This is a genomic window from Acinetobacter sp. WCHAc010034 (genome assembly GCF_001696615.3).
Classification (GTDB): domain Bacteria; phylum Pseudomonadota; class Gammaproteobacteria; order Pseudomonadales; family Moraxellaceae; genus Acinetobacter.
In genome coordinates, this window is record NZ_CP032279.1 from 969,805 (window position 1) to 988,496 (window position 18,692).

The 18,692-nt window shown below is 47.9% G+C and carries 9 protein-coding genes, 1 other RNA gene and 1 pseudogene; 4 read left to right on the plus strand and 7 right to left on the minus strand.

Annotation, left to right across the window (positions count from 1 at the left end; genetic code table 11):
• Nucleotides 1–26: 26 nt before the first annotated feature.
• Nucleotides 27–644, minus strand: a complete 618-nt coding sequence (locus tag BEN74_RS06290) for a UPF0149 family protein (protein WP_068910968.1) — start codon at nt 642–644, stop codon at nt 27–29.
• Nucleotides 645–708: 64 nt separating this feature from the next.
• Between BEN74_RS06290 and BEN74_RS06295 the strand changes: the two genes are divergently transcribed.
• From BEN74_RS06295 to ssrS, 3 genes are all read left to right on the plus strand, one after another.
• On the plus strand, nt 709–1,260 hold the full coding sequence (locus BEN74_RS06295; protein ID WP_068910969.1) for a hypothetical protein: 552 nt from the start codon (nt 709–711) through the stop codon (nt 1,258–1,260).
• Nucleotides 1,261–1,262: 2 nt separating this feature from the next.
• Complete coding sequence (locus tag BEN74_RS06300) at nt 1,263–1,550, plus strand: cell division protein ZapA (protein WP_068910973.1); 288 nt, start codon at nt 1,263–1,265, stop codon at nt 1,548–1,550.
• A gap of 96 nt (nt 1,551–1,646) precedes the next feature.
• Nucleotides 1,647–1,829: non-coding RNA, 6S RNA (gene ssrS / locus BEN74_RS06305), on the plus strand.
• A gap of 388 nt (nt 1,830–2,217) precedes the next feature.
• Here ssrS and tpgA read toward each other — a convergent pair.
• The 3 genes and pseudogenes from tpgA to BEN74_RS06320 all read right to left on the minus strand — a co-directional run bounded on the left by tpgA (nt 2,218) and on the right by BEN74_RS06320 (nt 13,554).
• Entirely contained in the window at nt 2,218–3,006 is a 789-nt protein-coding gene (gene tpgA / locus BEN74_RS06310) for a trimeric autotransporter adhesin/peptidogylcan-associated protein TpgA (RefSeq protein WP_068910970.1), read from the minus strand.
• A 69-nt stretch (nt 3,007–3,075) separates the two neighbouring features.
• Nucleotides 3,076–12,672 (minus strand): annotated as a pseudogene (locus BEN74_RS19860) (YadA-like family protein); the annotation flags it as partial.
• Nucleotides 12,673–12,984: 312 nt separating this feature from the next.
• The gene (locus BEN74_RS06320; protein ID WP_162898151.1) at nt 12,985–13,554 is read right to left on the minus strand and encodes a hypothetical protein; all 570 of its coding nucleotides are present in this window, start codon (nt 13,552–13,554) and stop codon (nt 12,985–12,987) included.
• Nucleotides 13,555–14,946: 1,392 nt separating this feature from the next.
• Here BEN74_RS06320 and BEN74_RS06325 point away from each other — a divergent pair.
• Nucleotides 14,947–15,810, plus strand: coding sequence for a DUF6502 family protein (locus tag BEN74_RS06325; protein WP_068908754.1), 864 nt, complete (start codon nt 14,947–14,949; stop codon nt 15,808–15,810).
• Between the two features lie 130 nt (nt 15,811–15,940).
• Here BEN74_RS06325 and BEN74_RS06330 read toward each other — a convergent pair whose 3' ends face one another.
• The 3 genes from BEN74_RS06330 to BEN74_RS06340 are packed head-to-tail and all read right to left on the minus strand — an operon-like array spanning nt 15,941 to nt 18,674.
• Complete coding sequence (locus tag BEN74_RS06330; RefSeq protein ID WP_068908752.1) at nt 15,941–16,633, minus strand: LrgB family protein; 693 nt, start codon at nt 16,631–16,633, stop codon at nt 15,941–15,943.
• The gene (locus tag BEN74_RS06335; protein ID WP_228200403.1) at nt 16,630–16,974 is read right to left on the minus strand and encodes a CidA/LrgA family protein; all 345 of its coding nucleotides are present in this window, start codon (nt 16,972–16,974) and stop codon (nt 16,630–16,632) included. Before BEN74_RS06335 ends, BEN74_RS06330 begins: the two co-directional genes overlap by 4 nt.
• Nucleotides 16,975–17,015: 41 nt before the next feature.
• Nucleotides 17,016–18,674, minus strand: a complete 1,659-nt coding sequence (locus BEN74_RS06340) for a nitrite/sulfite reductase (protein WP_068908747.1) — start codon at nt 18,672–18,674, stop codon at nt 17,016–17,018.
• Nucleotides 18,675–18,692 lie beyond the last annotated feature (18 nt).

Here is an 18,692-nt window from a genome sequence, read left to right on the forward strand (position 1 = left end):
TAAAAGTGGAATGGCTGCGCCCAAAATCAGCTTGGGCGGTGCGGCGTAAACATTTCTACAACATTATTCGCTTCGCCGGATTTTTTTGCGGAAAACAGCTGCAAAAGCGGGCTTTCGGCAACTTCAATTTTCTTGCGCCCCATCGACAGGCTGACCGGAATCAGGCGCACAAATTCGTACAGTTCCTGATAGCTTTCTTCGCCTTCGTCATCATCGTCAGCTTCTTCAAATTCAACCGATGCTACATCCTGCAGATGCTCAATCAGCTCCTGCTCTTCAGCGCGCAGATGCCCGGAAGCCAAGCCAAAGCCCAGAACTACGCCGGCGCACCAGTCTGCCAGCGCCTGCACGCGCTCAGCCAAGCTGTGCTCATCATCCGGAAGCAGGGGCAAATAGTCGAGTTCATCTTCAGACAGGGCATGCGCAATGTCTTCGGTTTCATCAGCTAAAATGGCGATGGCTTCTTCACTGATTTCGGTGACTTCAAGCGTGGCTAAAATCTGCTGCCACTCTTCGCGGGTCGGCACCTGTGTCACGCACACAATGCCGGTCAGCAGGCCGTGCAGCTCGCTGGGGCTGGAAATTTCCTCAATTTCACGAAAATTGCGGTGCCATTCGGTCCAACCTGAAATATCGTCTTGCATTCGCTTATCCAATCTCTATACTTCTTATATATTACCTTTGTTTGCCATACTGTGCGACCTCGATATGTTAGAAGAATTACAGCGTCTGCAAGCGCATCTCAGCGTTTTAAAAACGAAACTTGCGCATTATGAAAGTAAAAACGCTTCGCTTGCAGAAGATCAGGATTCTGCAAATGAACAGCATCATGCGCAAATTGTGCATAAAAACGGCATCATCACAAAAAAGCAAGAAGAAATTGAAACGCTGACAGAGCAGCTGACTGAATCGCGCGCGCAGTTTCAGCATTTGAACCATGACGCCACCTCGCTGGCTGACCGCTACAGCCGGCTGGAAAAGAGCTGCACCGACCTGAAGAACCGCTTTCAGGAAATTCTGGCGGAGCGCAATGAGCTGCGCGTGGTCAAAGAAAAAATGCAGAATGAGCAGCGCCATGCGCAGCAGGAAATTCAAGCGCTGCAGCAGGAACGCGAGCGCCTGCTGCAGAAAAATGAGCATGCCAAAGCCAAAGTTGAAGCGATTATTCAGCGTTTAGCCGTTTTAGGCACGGCGCAGGATCAGCATGCGCAGGAAATTCAGCAGTTAGCCCACCCAACCGAAGCCAATGAGGAAGCATGAGCATGAGCGAACAAATAGCCGTAGATTTGCGCGTTTTGGGCCACAGCTTCCGCTTAGCAACCACCGCAGATAAGCAGGCTGAACTGGAGCGGGCTGCGGAGCTTTTAAATGGCAAATATGATGAATTCCGCCGCAAAGCGCCTCGCATGGAGCCAAGCAAGCTGATTATTATGGTCGCGCTGGAGCTGATGCAGGAAGTGCTGAGCATGAATAAAAGCCTGCAGGAATATGAGCATTGCGAGCGCCTGCTGCAGGCGATTTTAGAGGAAGCCGAAGGCCTGGCCGGATAAGCTGGATTTTTGCGTAAAGTTCCATCAATCAAGTGAAAGTTTGCCGTTCCTGAACTTCAGATGATTTGCCAATTGGGCTTTATTGGTTATACTGGGCTTACTCTGAGGTGTTCGCCAGCGGGTCTATTCCCCTGCCGATACTTAAACTTACGGATTGCGTTCTGCATATTTAGAGTGTATGCCCATCTTCGTATGGGAAACCCGGCAAGTATGCGTCGCGTCCACCTTGAACTCATCGGGTTCAGGGTAACGACATGCAGCGGCATCTTCGGAGCTCTTTATTTAAAATAAAAAGAAACGCTTTAGCCAGTCAGCATAGTCTTTCAGTTATGCAATCTTTATATGTCAAATGCAGCCGGCTGAGATTTTTAAAGCTGTTTATGGCATCTGAGTATTGTTCATCATCAGAATATGAATTTGCATCTTCAAATAGCTTCCCCATAGCATAAACAATGCAGCGCCTAGCATCACTTTTTATAATTCTGCTGTTTAAATAATAGGAAAAACTTCCATTTTTATAATCAATGCTTTCGATATTTATTAAGGCTCGTGTAAATTATTTCACTCTCTTCTCCCTTGAATTAGCCAGCAAGAGGGAAAAGCGCTTTCTTTTCCCTCTTGCTGAAGGTCTATCTCACAACTGACTTTGGTTTAAAAGAGAAAATCATTACCAGCTCATATTGACGCGGCGGTTTGGCGCCAGACATGCGACCAGCGCATTCGAATATTTGCCTTCACAGTATTTATACTGCTCTGTTGAGCCATTCGCATTGATTTGAATACGGCTGGCTTCAACACCATACAGCACCAGCAGATCCGCGACTGTATTTGCGCGCTGCGCCGATAATCTCTGGTTATAGACCGTATTGCCAATGCGGTCAGCAAAGCCTGAAACAATCACAGCACGATTTGAACCGGAATCCTTAATTTTCCGGGCAATTACGGCCGCCGATTGCAGGCCCTGCTGGATTGCGCCGGCATCATAACGGTCAAATGCAAACAGAATATTAGCCGAACCCGCAGCTGACAACACCGGCAGAGCGTCAGAGGATTGCTGCCCGTAAATGCTGCGCAGCATCATGCTTTCACACGCTTCGCCTTTCCAGGACAGGCGCTCAGCAAGATTTTTATTAAAATCGATGCGCAATTGGCAGCGCGTGTAGTCTTGTGTATTCGGAACACGGATATCTAAAACATAATTCCATGTTTTAACTGCAAATATGCCTTCACTGAACTGAGGATTACCGAGCAGGTGGCGGATTTGATCTTTGCTTAAGCCTTCCCCTAAACGCGCAGCGGTGGCGTATTCATAGCGCTTGACTTGCTTCAGGTAGCTTTTTTCGATTGCCGGAAAATAAATCTCTTCCTGCTCAGCCGCTTCTGGCGCTGCTGCATAAGATGGCAGCGCAAGACTGTAAAGCGCCGCTGAAAGCGCGATTGCAATAACTTTTTTCATATTGATTACTCTTAATTTTTTTGCAGTATGGAGAAAAACTGTGCCTGTTTTTCTCCAGTCCTTAGGGCCTTAGTCAATTACACCGCTGATGCCGATGCGCACGCTTGGATCGCCTTGCGATGCCGCCGCAACACCGCCGGTTAATGACCAGCGTCCGTTATCTGCTGTTTTACGGAAAGTTACGCCAATTGCGTTTTCACCGCCATGGTAGGCTGCGCCCACAGCATAGGTATATTTGCCTGCAATAAATGGAGCATTTTCAAGCGCCATAGCAGCAGCAATGCCGGCATTGGCTTTCTTCTCAATACCATCAATACGCTGATTAGTTTCAGTAAAGGCTTGCTCTAAACGGTCACCCAGATTGGTAATGCGGTTTCCTAGGGCCTGATCCGCTTTGTTCAAGGCATCGACTGCACCGCCAACGTCAGCATAGCTTTGCGCCGTACTGCCATGGCCTACGGTATAGCTTGGCGCAACCCAGCCGCCATTTTCAAACTTCGCGCCGCCGCCAAGGTATTCAGCCACTTTCTGATTGGCTGTGTTCAGCTGTGAGCCGTTTACCGCATCTTTAGATACTGCATTAATTGCCCCATCTTTAACGCCTGTAACAATACGGTCACCCTGAGTGCCAGATACATTGAGTATCGTACCGCCCGAATCTTTGCCAACAGTAATGTCGCCATTTGGCGTTTGCTGCTGCACTAAGCCAGACTTGCCATTGTTGATATTGCTAATGCTGGTTTGAATGCCTTGGATGTCATTTGTGTTTTTGTTCACTTGCTGCTGAACATTCCACAATTGGCCGCCATTTACAGCATCTTTCGAACCTTGAGCAACAGCACCATCTTTGACATTCGCAATTGTGGTGCCATTCGCGCCGCCTAATGTGATTTTATCTTTAGATGCAGTGTCATATTTCACCGCATTGTTAGAAAGCTGAGTGACATCATTCGCTACATTTTTAATTGCTGAGTCTAATTGCCCTTTATTCACAGCATCGGTTGCGTTTGTACCTGCTGCAACATTGGTAATTTGCTTATTGCCAGCATTAATACCTTGAGTTGTGATGCTTGGCCCACCAGCAATAATCAATCCAGTGTTATTCAACACAACAGCATTATTGCCAATCGTAATACCCGCATTATTGAGAACAGTGTTGCCCGCTTTAACAGAATCAACCATTAAATCTTGCGCAGTTGCTATTTCATAATTATCTGAACCATCTAGATTTTTGCTCTTGTTCACAACAATATTTTGACCTTTCGTCACTGTTGTTTTAGAGGTTATAGCCGTAGATGTAATGGCTTTGTCTAATGCATCTAAAGCATCACCAACATTCGTTTGAGTACTTTTCGCAACATTATAGGTAGGCCCAGTAATTGTTCCATTCGCATTGACAGCCGCATTACCACCCAAACTCTTCACAAGTGAATTCTGGGTCGTAACAACTTGATTACCAACCGCTTTCAATTGCGCAACGTTTACAGCATCAGCATCTTGAGTACCTGCTGCAACACCCGTAATCTGACGATAAATACCGCTTGCTGCATCACCAACTGCAACAGCGCCAGTCGTTGAGGTTGTTTTATTGATTGCTGCCTTATCTGCATTTGTTGCAGTAGATAACGCATAACCTGTAACGCCTGCACCCGTTGTGGCAGCAGAACCTGTGCCTAATACAACAGAACCAGCAACCGTTTTAGTCACATTATTTCCAAGTACAAAAGTATCATCTGTAAGCACTTGGTTATTGTTACCCACAGAATAACTGTTACTACCATTAACAATGGTTGGATCACCAATTGCACCAGAATGATTGCCTTTAACTTTATTCCCTGTACCAATACTGATTGATTGTGTACCTAATGCTTCAGCACCATTACCAATTGCAATTGATTGTATACCTTGAACTTTAGCATTATGACCTAGAGCAACTGAGCTATCTGCGCCCGCAGCAACAATGGCATTAACGCCTATTGCAGTAGAATTTAGACCACTTGCACTTGAATCATTGGTTGTGCCTAAATCACCTTTAGACGTGTCCGCATTGGTATGGAAGAATTTCGTACCTTCTGTATTCATCTTCTGAACAGTTTGACCAATCGTCAAACGATCGGTAGTTTCCTGTCCTTGCTTGTTATAAGTTAAGAACAATGAATCTTGATTGGTATTATCAAGCTTCGTATTTACAACCTGATCAATAATATTGACTTTATTGCCACTAGCATCGACAACTTCGGTAATGTTGCTAGAAATCACTTGCTTCAATTGTTCTTCAGTCGCTGCACGACCTTGTGTAGCAAAGTCTGCTGCAGATAAGTTCTTATTGCTTAAACCAGTAATGTCATTGTTGGCTTTGTTCAGTACAACACCACCTACAGTGACTTTATCGAAACTTACATCTTTCGCGGTTGCTACGGTGTAAATGCTTTGACCATCTGTACCAACGGTTGAAGTGACTTTAATATTGTCGCCTTCTTTAACCTCAGTCTTAGCTGCTTTCGCTGTGTTGCTTACACTGTTGATTGCACCATCAATCGTGTTCGCACCGGTGCCGCCAATGTTGGTCGTGGTAATAGCGCCAGTCACTGCATTTATAGTCGTACTACCGCCAATTGCATTTTTAATGCTGTTCGATACGGTATAAAGCTGACTGCCATTAATAGCATCGCTTGAACTTGCGTTGACTGCACCTGCTTTCACATTGGTGATCGTGGTACCTGCTGCTCCGCCGCCTAAAGTCACTTTGTCTTTTGTGGCTGCGCTGTCGTATTTCACTGCTGCACTGTCTGTTGCGGTTTGTGCATCACTTACAAGTTTCAATTGGTCTTCTGTCGCTGCCTGGCCGCTGGTGATGCTGGCCGCATTCCATGCCTTGTTGCTTAAGCCGCCGATCTTGCCTGCAGTGCCATTGATCGTTACAGGATTAGAACCCGCACCGCTGCCTACAGTAATGCTGTTGCCCAGGCCAAGCTGTACGCCATCTGCCGTTGTTGTACTGGTGATGCTGCCGTCTGCTGAGGCTTTGACATTGATCGTGTCGCCCAGCTTGAACTGGCTGGCAGTTGTACCATTGCCGAATTTGATGCCTGTGTTGGTCACTGCTGTTTTGGCATCAATCACTGCATTGTTTAAGTCGCCTGCGTTGACGCCTTTGCCTGCATTCGCAATATCGGTGTAATCGCCTGCGCTGGCCACATTGTTCAGGCTGGTGCCGCCGCTGGTAGCGATCTTGCCCGTCACAGGATCTTTCACGCTGCCGGATGCTGTACCTGCAAAGGTCACACTGTCTTTGTTCGGCACACCGGAATTGTCATCGTACTTAACCGCATAGCTGTCCGTCTTGCCTTGCGCATCACTGACCGTTTTCAGCTGTTCTTCAGTCGCTGCGCGGCCCTGTGTAGCAAAATCTGCCGCCAATAAGTTCTTATTGCTTAAACCGGTAATGTCATTGTTGGCTTTGTTCAGTACAACACCGCCTACAGTGACTTTATCGAAACTTACATCTTTCGCTGTTGCTACGGTGTAAATGCTTTGACCATCTGTACCAACGGCTGAAGTGACTTTAATATTGCCGCCTTCTTTAACTTCGGTCTTAGCTGCTTTCGCTGTATTGCTTACACTGTTGATTGCACCATCAATCGTGTTCGCACCGGTGCCGCCAATGTTGGTGGTGGTGATGGCTCCAGTCACTGCATTTATGCTGGTATTGCCGCCGATTGCATTTTTAATGCTGTTCGATACTGCATGAAGCTGGCCGCCGTTGATGGCATCGCTGGAACTTGCGTTGACTGCGCCTGCTTTCAGATTGGTGATCGTCGTGCCCGCAGCTCCGCCGCCTAAAGTCACTTTGTCTTTCGTTGCTGCGCTATCATACTTCACCGCCGCATCGTCCGTGGCTTTTTGCGCATCGCTGACTGATTTCAGCTGGTCTTCTGTCGCTGCTTGACCGCTGGTGATGCTGGCCGCATTCCATGCCTTGTTGCTTAAACCGCCGATGGTATTGCTTGCGCCATCAATTTTAATTTTCGTGACGCCGCTGCCGACATTGACCGCATCTTTAACACTGATGCTGTCACTCAGGCCAAGCTGTACGCCTGCTGCTGTTGTCGTGCTGGCGATATTGCTGTCGCCTTCAACTTTAATCGTATCGCCCAGGGCAAACTTATTCGCTGCGCCAGTACTGCCTCCAAAGCGGATTCCTTTGTCCGCCGCTGTTTTAACAGCTGTAATCGCGCCGTCAATCGTGTTCGCGCCGGTGCCGCCGATGTTGCTGGTGGTGATGGCTCCAGTCACTGGATTTATGCTGGTATTGCCGCCAATTGCATTTTTAATGCTGTTCGATACTGCATGAAGCTGGCCGCCGTTGATGGCATCGCTTGAGTCTGCATTGACTTCGCCCGCCTTGATGTTCGTAAGCGTCGTACCGCCGGCGCCTCCTAAGGTTACTTTGCCCTTATTGACTGAACCGTCCGCATTCTTGTCATATTTGACTGCAAACTCATCCGTTTTATCCTGCGCATCACTGACTGACTTCAGCTGGTCTTCTGTCGCTGCTTGACCGCTGGTGATGCTGGCCGCATTCCACGCCTTGTTGCTTAAGCCGCCGATCTTGCCTGCAGTGCCATTGATCGTTACAGGATTAGAACCCGCACCGCTGCCTACAGTAATACTGTTGCCTAAGCCAAGCTGTACGCCATCTGCCGTTGTTGTACTGGTGATGCTGCCGTCTGCTGAAGCTTTGACATTAATCGTGTCGCCCAGCTTGAACTGGCTGGCAGTTGTACCATTGCCGAATTTGATGCCTGTGTTGGTCACTGCTGTTTTGGCATCAATGACCGCATTGTTCAAGTCGCCTGCGTTTACGCCTTTGCCTGCATTAGCAATATCGGTGTAATCGCCTGCGCTGGCTACATTGTTCAGGCTGGTGCCGCCGGTGGTAGCGATCTTGCCCGTCACAGGATCTTTCACGCTGCCGGATGCTGTACCTGCAAAGGTCACACTGTCTTTGTTCGGCACACCGGAATTGTCATCGTACTTAACTGCATAATTGTCTGTCTTGCCTTGCGCATCGCTGACTGACTTCAGCTGGTCTTCGGTCGCCGCCTGGCCGCTGGTGATGCTGGACGCATTCCATGCCTTGTTGCTTAAACCGCCGATGGTATTGCTTGCGCCATCAATTTTAATTTTCGTGACGCCGCTGCCGACATTGACCGCATCTTTAACACTGATGCTGTCACTCAGGCCAAGCTGTACGCCTGCTGCTGTTGTCGTGCTGGCGATATTGCTGTCGCCTTCAACTTTAATTGTATCGCCCAGAGCAAACTTATTCGCTGCGCCAGTACTGCCTCCAAAGCTGATTCCTTTGTCCGCCGCTGTTTTAACAGCTGTAATCGCGCCGTCAATGGTATTCGCGCCGGTGCCGCCGATGTTGTTGGTGGTGATGGCTCCAGTCACTGCATTTATGCTGGTATTGCCGCCGATTGCATTTTTAATGCTGTTCGATACTGCATGAAGCTGGCTGCCGTTAATGGCATCGCTTGAGTCTGCATTGACTTCGCCCGCCTTGACATTGGTGATCGTCGTACCTGCTGCTCCGCCGCCTAAAGTCACTTTGTCTTTCGTCGCTGCGCTGTCGTACTTCACTGCTGCACTGTCTGTTGCAGTTTGTGCATCACTTACAAGTTTCAATTGGTCTTCTGTCGCTGCTTGCCCGCTGGTGATGCTTGATGCATTCCATGTCTTGTTGCTTAAACCGCCTATCTTGCCTGATGCGCCATCAACCGTGATCTGTGTGGCGCCGCTGCCGACTTTAACCGTATTGCCTAAGCCTAGCTGCACGCCATCTGCTGTCGCTGTACTGGTGATGCTGCCGTCTGCTGATGCTTTGACATTGATCGTGTCACCCAGCTTGAACTGGCTGGCAGTTGTACCATTGCCGAACTTGATGCCTGTGTTGGTCACTGCTGTTTTGGCATCAATGACCGCATTGTTCAAGTCGCCTGCGTTTACGCCTTTGCCTGCATTAGCAATATCGGTGTAGTCGCCTGCACTGGCTACATTGTTCAGGCTGGTGCCGCCAATAGTGCTAATTTTACCTGTTGCCGGATCCTTCACGCTGCTGGATGCTGTACCCGCTAAGGTCACTTTATCTTTGTTCGGCGCACCGGAGTTGTCATCGTACTTAACTGCATAATTGTCTGTCTTACCTTGCGCATCGCTGACCATTTTCAGCTGTTCTTCTGTCGCTGCGCGGCCCTGTGTAGCAAAGTCTGCTGCCGATAAGTTCTTATTGCTTAAACCAGTAATGTCATTGTTGGCTTTATTCAGTACAACACCGCCCACAGTGACTTTATCGAAACTTACATCTTTCGCTGTTGCTACGGTGTAAATGCTTTGACCATCTGCACCAACGGCTGAAGTGACTTTAATATTGCCGCCTTCTTTAACTTCGGTCTTAGCTGCTTTCGCTGTATTGCTTACACTGTTGATTGCACCATCAATCGTGTTCGCACCGGTGCCGCCAATGTTAGTGGTGGTGATGGCTCCAGTCACTGCATTTATGCTGGTATTGCCGCCGATTGCATTTTTAATGCTGTTCGATACTGCATGCAGCTGGCCGCCGTTGATGGCATCGCTTGAACTTGCGTTGACTGCACCCGCCTTGACATTGGTGATCGTCGTACCCGCTGCTCCGCCGCCTAAAGTCACTTTGTCTTTCGTCGCTGCACTGTCGTACTTCACTGCTGTACTGTCTGTTGCAGTTTGTGCATCACTGACAAGTTTCAATTGGTCTTCTGTCGCTGCTTGACCGCTGGTGATGCTTGCTGCATTCCATGTCTTATTGCTTAATCCACCAATTTTTCCTGTGCTGCCATCAACCGTGATCTGTGTTGCACCACTGCCGACTTTAACCGTATTGCCTAAGCCAAGCTGTACGCCGTCTGCCGTCGCTGTACTGGTGATGCTGCCGTCTGCTGAAGCTTTGACATTGATCGTATCACCCAGCTTGAACTGGTTGGCTGTTGTACCATTGCCGAACTTGATGCCTGTGTTGGTCACTGCTGTTTTGGCATCAATGACCGCATTGTTCAAGTCGCCTGCGTTTACGCCTTTGCCTGCATTAGCAATATCGGTGTAGTCGCCTGCACTGGCTACATTGTTCAGGCTGGTGCCGCCAATAGTGCTAATTTTACCTGTTGCCGGATCCTTCACGCTGCTGGATGCTGTACCCGCTAAGGTCACTTTATCTTTGTTCGGCGCACCGGAGTTGTCATCGTACTTAACTGCATAATTGTCTGTCTTACCTTGCGCATCGCTGACCATTTTCAGCTGTTCTTCTGTCGCTGCGCGGCCCTGTGTAGCAAAGTCTGCTGCCGATAAGTTCTTATTGCTTAAACCAGTAATGTCATTGTTGGCTTTATTCAGTACAACACCGCCCACAGTGACTTTATCGAAACTTACATCTTTCGCTGTTGCTACGGTGTAAATGCTTTGACCATCTGCACCAACGGCTGAAGTGACTTTAATATTGCCGCCTTCTTTAACTTCGGTCTTAGCTGCTTTCGCTGTATTGCTTACACTGTTGATTGCACCATCAATCGTGTTCGCACCGGTGCCGCCAATGTTAGTGGTGGTGATGGCTCCAGTCACTGCATTTATGCTGGTATTGCCGCCGATTGCATTTTTAATGCTGTTCGATACTGCATGCAGCTGGCCGCCGTTGATGGCATCGCTTGAACTTGCGTTGACTGCACCCGCCTTGACATTGGTGATCGTCGTACCCGCTGCTCCGCCGCCTAAAGTCACTTTGTCTTTCGTCGCTGCACTGTCGTACTTCACTGCTGTACTGTCTGTTGCAGTTTGTGCATCACTGACAAGTTTCAATTGGTCTTCTGTCGCTGCTTGACCGCTGGTGATGCTTGCTGCATTCCATGTCTTATTGCTTAATCCACCAATTTTTCCTGTGCTGCCATCAACCGTGATCTGTGTTGCACCACTGCCGACTTTAACCGTATTGCCTAAGCCAAGCTGTACTCCATCTGCCGTCGCTGTACTGGTGATGCTGCCGTCTGCTGAAGCTTTGACATTGATCGTGTCACCCAATTTGTATTGGTTGGCTGTTGTACCATTGCCGAACTTGATGCCTGTGTTGGTCACTGCTGTTTTGGCATCAATGACCGCATTGTTCAAGTCGCCTGCGTTTACGCCTTTGCTTGCGTTAGCAATATCGGTGTAATCGCCTGCGCTGGCCACATTGTTCAGGCTGGTGCCGCCGCTGGTGGTGATCTTGCCTGTTGCCGGATCTTTCACGCTGCCGGATGCTGTACCTGCTAAGGTCACGCTGTCTTTGTTCGGCACGCCTGCATTATCATCGTACTTAACCGCATAATTGTCTGTCTTGCCTTGCGCATCACTGACCGTTTTTAGCTGTCCGCCATTCACCGCATCTTTTGAGTTGGCGGCAATTGTGCCATCCGCAACATTAGTCAATTTAGCCGCAGCCGTCGTTGAGCCATTTGCATTTTGTATCGAAGTAATGACATTGGCTGCAGCAACGGCAGTCGGCGTGCCTATTTTATCCCCGTCAGCATCGACAGAAGCAGAAGCATACCAATTGTTATCATTTGCCTTAGTCAATTTATTGCCGAAAGCATCTGTGTAAACCACAGGTGAAGCAGCTTTGTTTGTTTGCATTTGGCCTATTAGGGTATTTGTTACAGCATAAATCTGGCTGCCGTTAATCGCGTCTGTCGAAGTTGCTGAAATCGCTCCTGGCGCAACGTTTTTAATTTGGCGCTCATTGCCAATGTTGCCGACCGATACTTGACGGCCCGCATCAGACGCTGTACCCGCAAAGCCACTGGCACCCACAAAGCCTGTAAAGCCCACACCATTCACAGTAGCGTTTTGCACTTTTGTTGCAGCACCGTCTGTTTTACTGCCGGCGCCTAAAGCTACACTGCCATCTTTATCTGATGTCGCACCAACCCCTAATGCCGTTGAAGCTACGCCATTGGCTTGTGTACGTGTGCCAAATGATGTAGATAGATTGCCTAATGCGGAGGCTTGAACGCCAATAGCAACAGCGCCATCCCCCGTTGTCGTTCCATAATATTGGTTGTTAGGGCCTGTTAAATTGTCATACGTCCGGATTAAATTATCGCCTGTTAAGTTCTTATAGGTCACGGCAGCAGCGGTATTATTATTGGTTCCGGCTACTTTGTTTAAATCATCTCCGCCAATCGCAATAGATGAGTTGCCGGCTGCCCTGATATTTGCGCCTAAACCGACAGATTGATCGCCTTTAGTTTGGGCATCGTAGCCTATTGCAATACTCTGGCCTCCCTGAGTATTGCCTGCATTCACTTTAGTAGTCGCATTTCCGCCAATTGCAATAGAATTTGTTCCGCTGGAATCAGTTCCGCACCCAACAGCAATATCCCCGCTGCTGCGTGTTGCCCCTGATGAACAATTTGGCGTATCTATTGAATTGGTGCCAATAGCAGCAAATGCAAAAGACGGTGCAAGTACAGTCAGTACCGCTAAGGATAAGGCTTTGTAATTAAATGCTTCTTTTGCTGCTATTTCAATTTTTTCGCTGCTTGCAGCATTGCCGATAGTACCGCTGTTCGCTTTTGTTTTACCTTTTGCAATTTCAGAAACCGCCACCCACGCCCCAAGAGAAGCATTCCAAACGATCTTATAAATCTTATTCATTTCCATACCTTTTTAGTGATGCATTTCTCTTTAGCAATAAAGAGCGTGATTTGTTATTTTTATTATGGCTAAAAAAATGTGCAAATTGAACATTAATTAACAATCAAATGTTCAATTTGCACATTTTAGTATGTAACAAAATATTTCTTTATTTTGCTTTTAAAAGACGCTTTTCCTTCAACAATCCTGCATCTAAAAAAACTCAGGCGAAAAAAAGGCCTCTTTTCAGAGGCCTTCCGCGAATAAATCGATATCTATTTAAGGCGGTGTTAATGGCGGCTCAGCCGCCCCGCAAGGCTGGCTATCCTCAACAGGCATGCCCGGAATAATCAGGCCAATGCCTCCAGTAAACACGCCATCGTCTTTCTTCGTTTCAACATTCATATTGAATGACAAAGATGGACATTGATTCAGCTCAATATTATTGGTGTCTGTATAGCGGGTATTGTAATTTAGGGACCAGGCCGAAACCTTTTGTGGCAAGCTGAACTCATAGCGGAAAACCCTGCATTCTCCGGCTGCATAGGCTTGCAGGCTTTCACCATTTGAACAGCTGAAATTTGCGCCCTGGCTGACCGCATTGCCATCCTGATCAAGCAGCTTGACCGGCGCTGCACATGCCGGGATATGCTCAAAAATAGGCTTATCCGTTAAATTCTGCACCGTAACCTGTACTACCATATTGTTCGGTTTTGCTGCGGAAGTTTCCGATAAATCAACCTCATCCCCTTCAGCAGCCAGCTTGCCTGTTTCCAGATTTTCCAGCTGAATGCTGCGGCGTATGCCTGAACAGTCCAGGTCTGCCGGAAAAGCCTGTATCTGCGGCATTGAACTTTTCAGATAGAATTTGAATCCATACGGGTCAACTACGGCATCTTTGGGGTCGCCAGGTGAAGGATTAACATCAGGAAAGCCTACCCCTGTGCCGGAACCGCCCAAACTTACCCCGCCAACAGAAAAATTTTCCCCGCATCCGGTTAAAAACAATATGCAAAACATAAAAGCATAAAAACGGCTATCACACATTGATCTCACCTGAATGCGGATTCTTACTGCCTGAAGTCAAGAAATAAGATAAAAAATTAAAATGTTCATTTTAAACATTTTATCAAATAATCTTTTTATGCGGAATATCCGGCGTCTTATTATTCTGAAATTGAATGAAGTTTAAGCTAAAAAACACCGCTATTTGAATGAAAAGACCCGCGCATAAAACAGCCTGAATAGCTGAGAAAAATATGCGCCGAATACTGAAACAGCTTGCTGTACAGTGCTATAAAGCTTGCACTCTCTTAATTCATTGCGCTATTTTTCTCTCAAACCACTCCTTTTATATACTTCCAGATCAATTATGCGCTGTATTTTTCAATTCATTCCTGCTGGAGCCGCAGCCTTTACTCCCTCTTCAGTCCATGCGCTTAACAGCCGCCAAACCGCGTCACATACTCTTAATTTCCATCAGAAATATGAAAATCATTTATCAAATAGCTTTTAAATTTTAAATACTTACCCCCAAGTATTCATAAGAAATTTTAGCGTTATTATTCTGAACAGCAGCTCGCAAAAATAAACTGCATTTAGTTTCAGGCGACAGCGCCTGCTGATAATATATCAGCATCCACAGATATTAGGCTTCCTGTAGTTTTTTTAATTGCCTTCGCAAGTGTTATTAAAATCCCGCATGATTGGATAGATGAAAATCAGGCCGATACCATGCACTGTTCTGCTTCCCATCCTGCAGGTTGAAGCACCTGCACTGAACCGACTCCACCTGCGCTTGGCTTTCCTTTGAACCTCCGCAACTTGGCCTTACTGTATAGTTTTTGTCATACAAAGCTAGAAAAATTAAATCTAAGGCATTTATTTTTAATAGAAATAGCAAGAATACGGCTATCAGAACAGAGTGTACAAAACAAAATTATTGTGTATATTAGGCGCAGGTTCAAAAGCATTAACATGCATAAAAGCCAGATGAAGAGCAAACCTTATGCGTACAACCTGATCTCCATCCTATAAAGATAAACAGGGAAAAACAGCGAATAAAATAGGGATTTTTGCTATTTTCATAATAGTACGTTTAAATAATATAAACAGTTTCCCCGTTAATTTAATAACGATTGGAATAATAAAACCAACAAAAAATATTTTATTGCATGCAATGAGTTTGCTATTATTCAAGGCCGATTTATCTTTAATTATATTTCAAATATATAGCAGTATATGAAAAAGAATTTAATCCATAGTTCAAATTTAGATCAGCAGCAGCGATCTACTTCTTTGCCGCAGAACGCTGGATCGACTTTAGAGTATACGCTCAAGGTTATGAGTGAACTTGTGCATTGGCTGGTAAAATCCGGCATTGGCTATGCAGAGTTTTCAATGGCTTTGCGCTCATTGTTTTACAATGAGGCGCTTAAAGAGCTTGAACATTTAAATCAGAAAAAAACCGATTCATCCATCAGCCTGCTTTCAGGCTTAAACCGGCGCGATGTCAGCGCGCTGCGTTCGGAAAACGGCGGAGACCACCGGCTGATCCAAGCCTATACCGACACGCTGCCCATCAGTGTGCCGGCGCGCGTCATTGCGCTATGGGTGCATAAAGCTTTGCCCAATATTTTAGCCATTGCCGGCGAAGAAAACAGTTTTGAGTATTTGGTTAAGCAGATCTCAACAGAAAAGCACCCCCGCTCTATTTTATCGGAACTCAAGCGCATTGGCCTGGTCAGTGAGTCTGATGGAACAGTGATCCTGCATCAGGAAAGCTTTACCCCGGCGCCGGAACAGGATACAACAAAGCAGATTTTTGCTGAAAATATGGCCGACCATCTGGCAGCCGGCATCCATAATTTAACCGAACAGAATAACCGCTTTTTAGAGCAGGCCATTTTTGCGAATGAATTAACCGCGCAGTCCGTTGATCATTTAAGAATGAAAACCTCAGAGTTGTGGGAAGAGCTTTCCAAGGCGCTGCTGGCCGAAGCGCTCGAACGCTGCAAGCAGGATGAAGGGAAAGCCGATGCAACACAGCGCTACCGGGCAGGCATCTATCAATATGATGAAAATGATCCATCCAATAAAGACTAAGCTTTCCTAAGCCTTGCCGCAAAAACAGCCGCGCAAATACGCGCCGCTGCCGGCCCTATTGGCTAATGCTCACCGTCTTTGAAGCCGCGCTATGCAAATGCAGATCGGCGGAATTGCCATGCGATGCGCGCTATATAAAATTGATTAAGGCAATTACCGCCGGCGCAAACAGCACCATAATAATTCCAGAAATAATCATCGACAGGCTGGCAATCACGCCTTCTTCCGGATGCCGCTGCCGCGCCCGGGCAATCCCCATGGCATGCGCTCCGTTGCCAAAAGCCGCGCCATGCGCAATCCGGTGCCTATACTTCATCCACAGCAGCAATAAGTCGCCAAACAGCATGCCAACCAGTCCGGTAATGACGGTAAACAGCGGAATCAGGCTGATGGAACCGCCGATTTTCTCAGTCAGCACCAGGGCAAAGGGAATGGAAATAGAGCGGGCCAGCAGGCTGTTTTTGACGATTTCCTCAAAATTCAGCAAGCTTGCCAAGAACCAGCTGCTTAAAATGCCAATCAGCATGGAGGCGCCGGAACTGATGATCAATACCTTAAAATGCTTGCGGATCATCGCCCTGTAGCGGTAAACAGGAATGGCGAAAGCCACGGTGATCGGCCCCAGCATCGCAACCAGATATTGGGTATAGCGGTAATAATCCTGAAAGCTGTGATGCAGCAGCAAGATCAGGCCAATGCTGAGTATTGGCACCACAATAATCGGCGAGCAGTAAATTTTCTGGGTGCGGATGAACAGCTGCTTCGCAAAGAAATAGCACAGCACGGTCCAGGCAAAGTAAAACAAACCCCAAAGTTCCATCATTCAGCCTCGCCCTGCTGCAGAAACATTCTGACGGTAAAAACCGAAACCGCCATAACCATGAATGTGCTGATGGCAATCGCGGCGATAATTTTCCAGCCGCTGGCCAGCAGCAACTCCTGATACTGAATAACCCCGACCACCGGAGGAATGAAAAATACCAGCAGTTCGCCCAAGAGCAGGTCCGCGCCATTTTCCACTTCTTCCAGCTGCAGCCATTTCACTTCCAGCAGCAGCAGCAGAATAAAGAAGCCCAGAATTCCAGAGGCGACGGGCAAATGCATGATTTGCTGCAGCAGCGACGCAATTGCCCAAATCGCCAGAATGATGATGATCTGGAGCATGGCCCTCCGCAGCCGCGTGAAGCTGGATAAAGTCGGCATGTTCAGCTGCCGGCCGCTTCTGCATAAGCCCTTTCTTTAAAAGGCTGAATGGAAACCCGCTGATAGGTTTCAAGAAAAGCCTCCCCTGCCAGGCGCAAATCCAGATAGGTATTTAAAATTTCTTCCAGAACTTCAGGAATCTGCGCGGCCGGAAAAGACGGCCCTAAAATATCGCCAATTGAGGCATCATGATCAGAATTGCCGCCTAAAGTAACCTGATAATATTCAGCGCCTTTTTTATCTACCCCCAAAATGCCGATGTTGCCGACATGATGGTGGCCGCAGGCATTCATGCAGCCTGAAATATTCAAATCAACCTTGCCCAGATCATACAAAGCGTCTAAATCGTCAAAGCGCCTTGCGATGGCTTCATAGACCGGAATGGATTTCGCATTCGCCAATGAGCAGAAGTCGCCGCCGGGACAGCAGATCATATCGGTCAGAAAGCCGATATGCGCCCGCGCCAGATTGGCCTGATCCAGCTCCTTCCACACTGCAAACAAGTCGGCCTGCTGCACATCCGCCAAGGCGATATTCTGCTCATGGGTGGTGCGCAGTTCGCCAAAAGTGTACTGGTCGGCCAGTCCGGCAATCAGCTCCATTTCATCCGATGTCATGTCGCCGGGCGCAACGCCTGCCCGCTTCAGGCTGATCGTCACAATGCGGTAGCCGGGCATTTTATGCGCATGGGTATTGACCTGATGCCACTGCTTGAATTTTGGAAATGCGTCGAATAGCTCCGTTAAATCCGCATCATCCATGCGCCGGTAAGGAAACGGGGAAAAAACCGCATCCATTTTCTTTAACACATCCGGCGCCACGCGCAGCTTTTCCTGAGTGAAAGCGAATTCTTTTTCCACTTTTTCAGCAAAAACCTCCGGCGTTAAAGCCTTAACCAGAATCTTGATCCGCGCTTTATATTTATTATCGCGCCGGCCATGCAGGTTATAAACCCGCATGATTGCATCCAGATAGGCAATTAAGTCCTGGCGCGGCAGGAATTCCTTAATCACGGCGCCAGCAATCGGTGTGCGCCCTAAGCCGCCGCCGGCCTTGATTTGATAGCCGAGCTCCCCGGCGCTGTTCTGAACAATATAGACGCCGACATCATGAAATGCCGTAGCTGCCCGGTCTTCATCAGGATGGGCGCACACCGCGATTTTAAACTTCCGCGGCAGGAAGGAAAATTCCGGATGGAAGGTGCTCCATTGCCGGATCAATTCGCAGGTCGGCCGCGGGTCTGCCAGTTCGCCTTTCACCACGCCGGCATACTGGTCGGTCGTGGTATTGCGGATGCAGTTGCCGCTGGTTTGAATAGAATGCATCTGCACAGAAGCCAGCGCTTGCAGAATATCCGGAACATCGGCTAATTCAGGCCAGTTCAGCTGGATATTCTGGCGCGTGGAAATATGCGCATAGCCGCGGTCATATTTACGCGCAACCTCAGCCACTTTGCGCAGCTGGCTGGAGTTCATCAGGCCATAAGGCACGGCAATCCGCAGCATCGGCGCATAGCGCTGAATATACAGGCCATTCTGCAGCCTTAAAGGCCGGTATTCCTCTTCCGTAAGCTTGCCGTCCAAATAGCGCTGCGTCTGATCGCGGAATTGGGCAACGCGCTCATTCAGTAAATTCTGATCAAAATCTGTATATAAAAACATATGACTTCCAAATTGCTC

Excerpts from the sequence above, each read along its gene's own strand:
- BEN74_RS06320 (WP_162898151.1), bottom strand. The coding sequence starts at position 13,554 with ATGCCGCAGATACAGGCTTTTCCGGCAGACCTGGACTGTTCAGGCATA.
- BEN74_RS06330 (WP_068908752.1), bottom strand. The coding sequence starts at position 16,633 with ATGATGGAACTTTGGGGTTTGTTTTACTTTGCCTGGACCGTGCTGTGC.
- BEN74_RS06295 (WP_068910969.1), top strand. The coding sequence starts at position 709 with ATGTTAGAAGAATTACAGCGTCTGCAAGCGCATCTCAGCGTTTTAAAA.
- BEN74_RS06335 (WP_228200403.1), bottom strand. The coding sequence starts at position 16,974 with ATGCTCCAGATCATCATCATTCTGGCGATTTGGGCAATTGCGTCGCTG.
- tpgA (WP_068910970.1), bottom strand. The coding sequence starts at position 3,006 with ATGAAAAAAGTTATTGCAATCGCGCTTTCAGCGGCGCTTTACAGTCTT.
- BEN74_RS06290 (WP_068910968.1), bottom strand. The coding sequence starts at position 644 with ATGCAAGACGATATTTCAGGTTGGACCGAATGGCACCGCAATTTTCGT.
- BEN74_RS06340 (WP_068908747.1), bottom strand. The coding sequence starts at position 18,674 with ATGTTTTTATATACAGATTTTGATCAGAATTTACTGAATGAGCGCGTT.
- BEN74_RS06300 (WP_068910973.1), top strand. The coding sequence starts at position 1,263 with ATGAGCGAACAAATAGCCGTAGATTTGCGCGTTTTGGGCCACAGCTTC.
- BEN74_RS06325 (WP_068908754.1), top strand. The coding sequence starts at position 14,947 with ATGAAAAAGAATTTAATCCATAGTTCAAATTTAGATCAGCAGCAGCGA.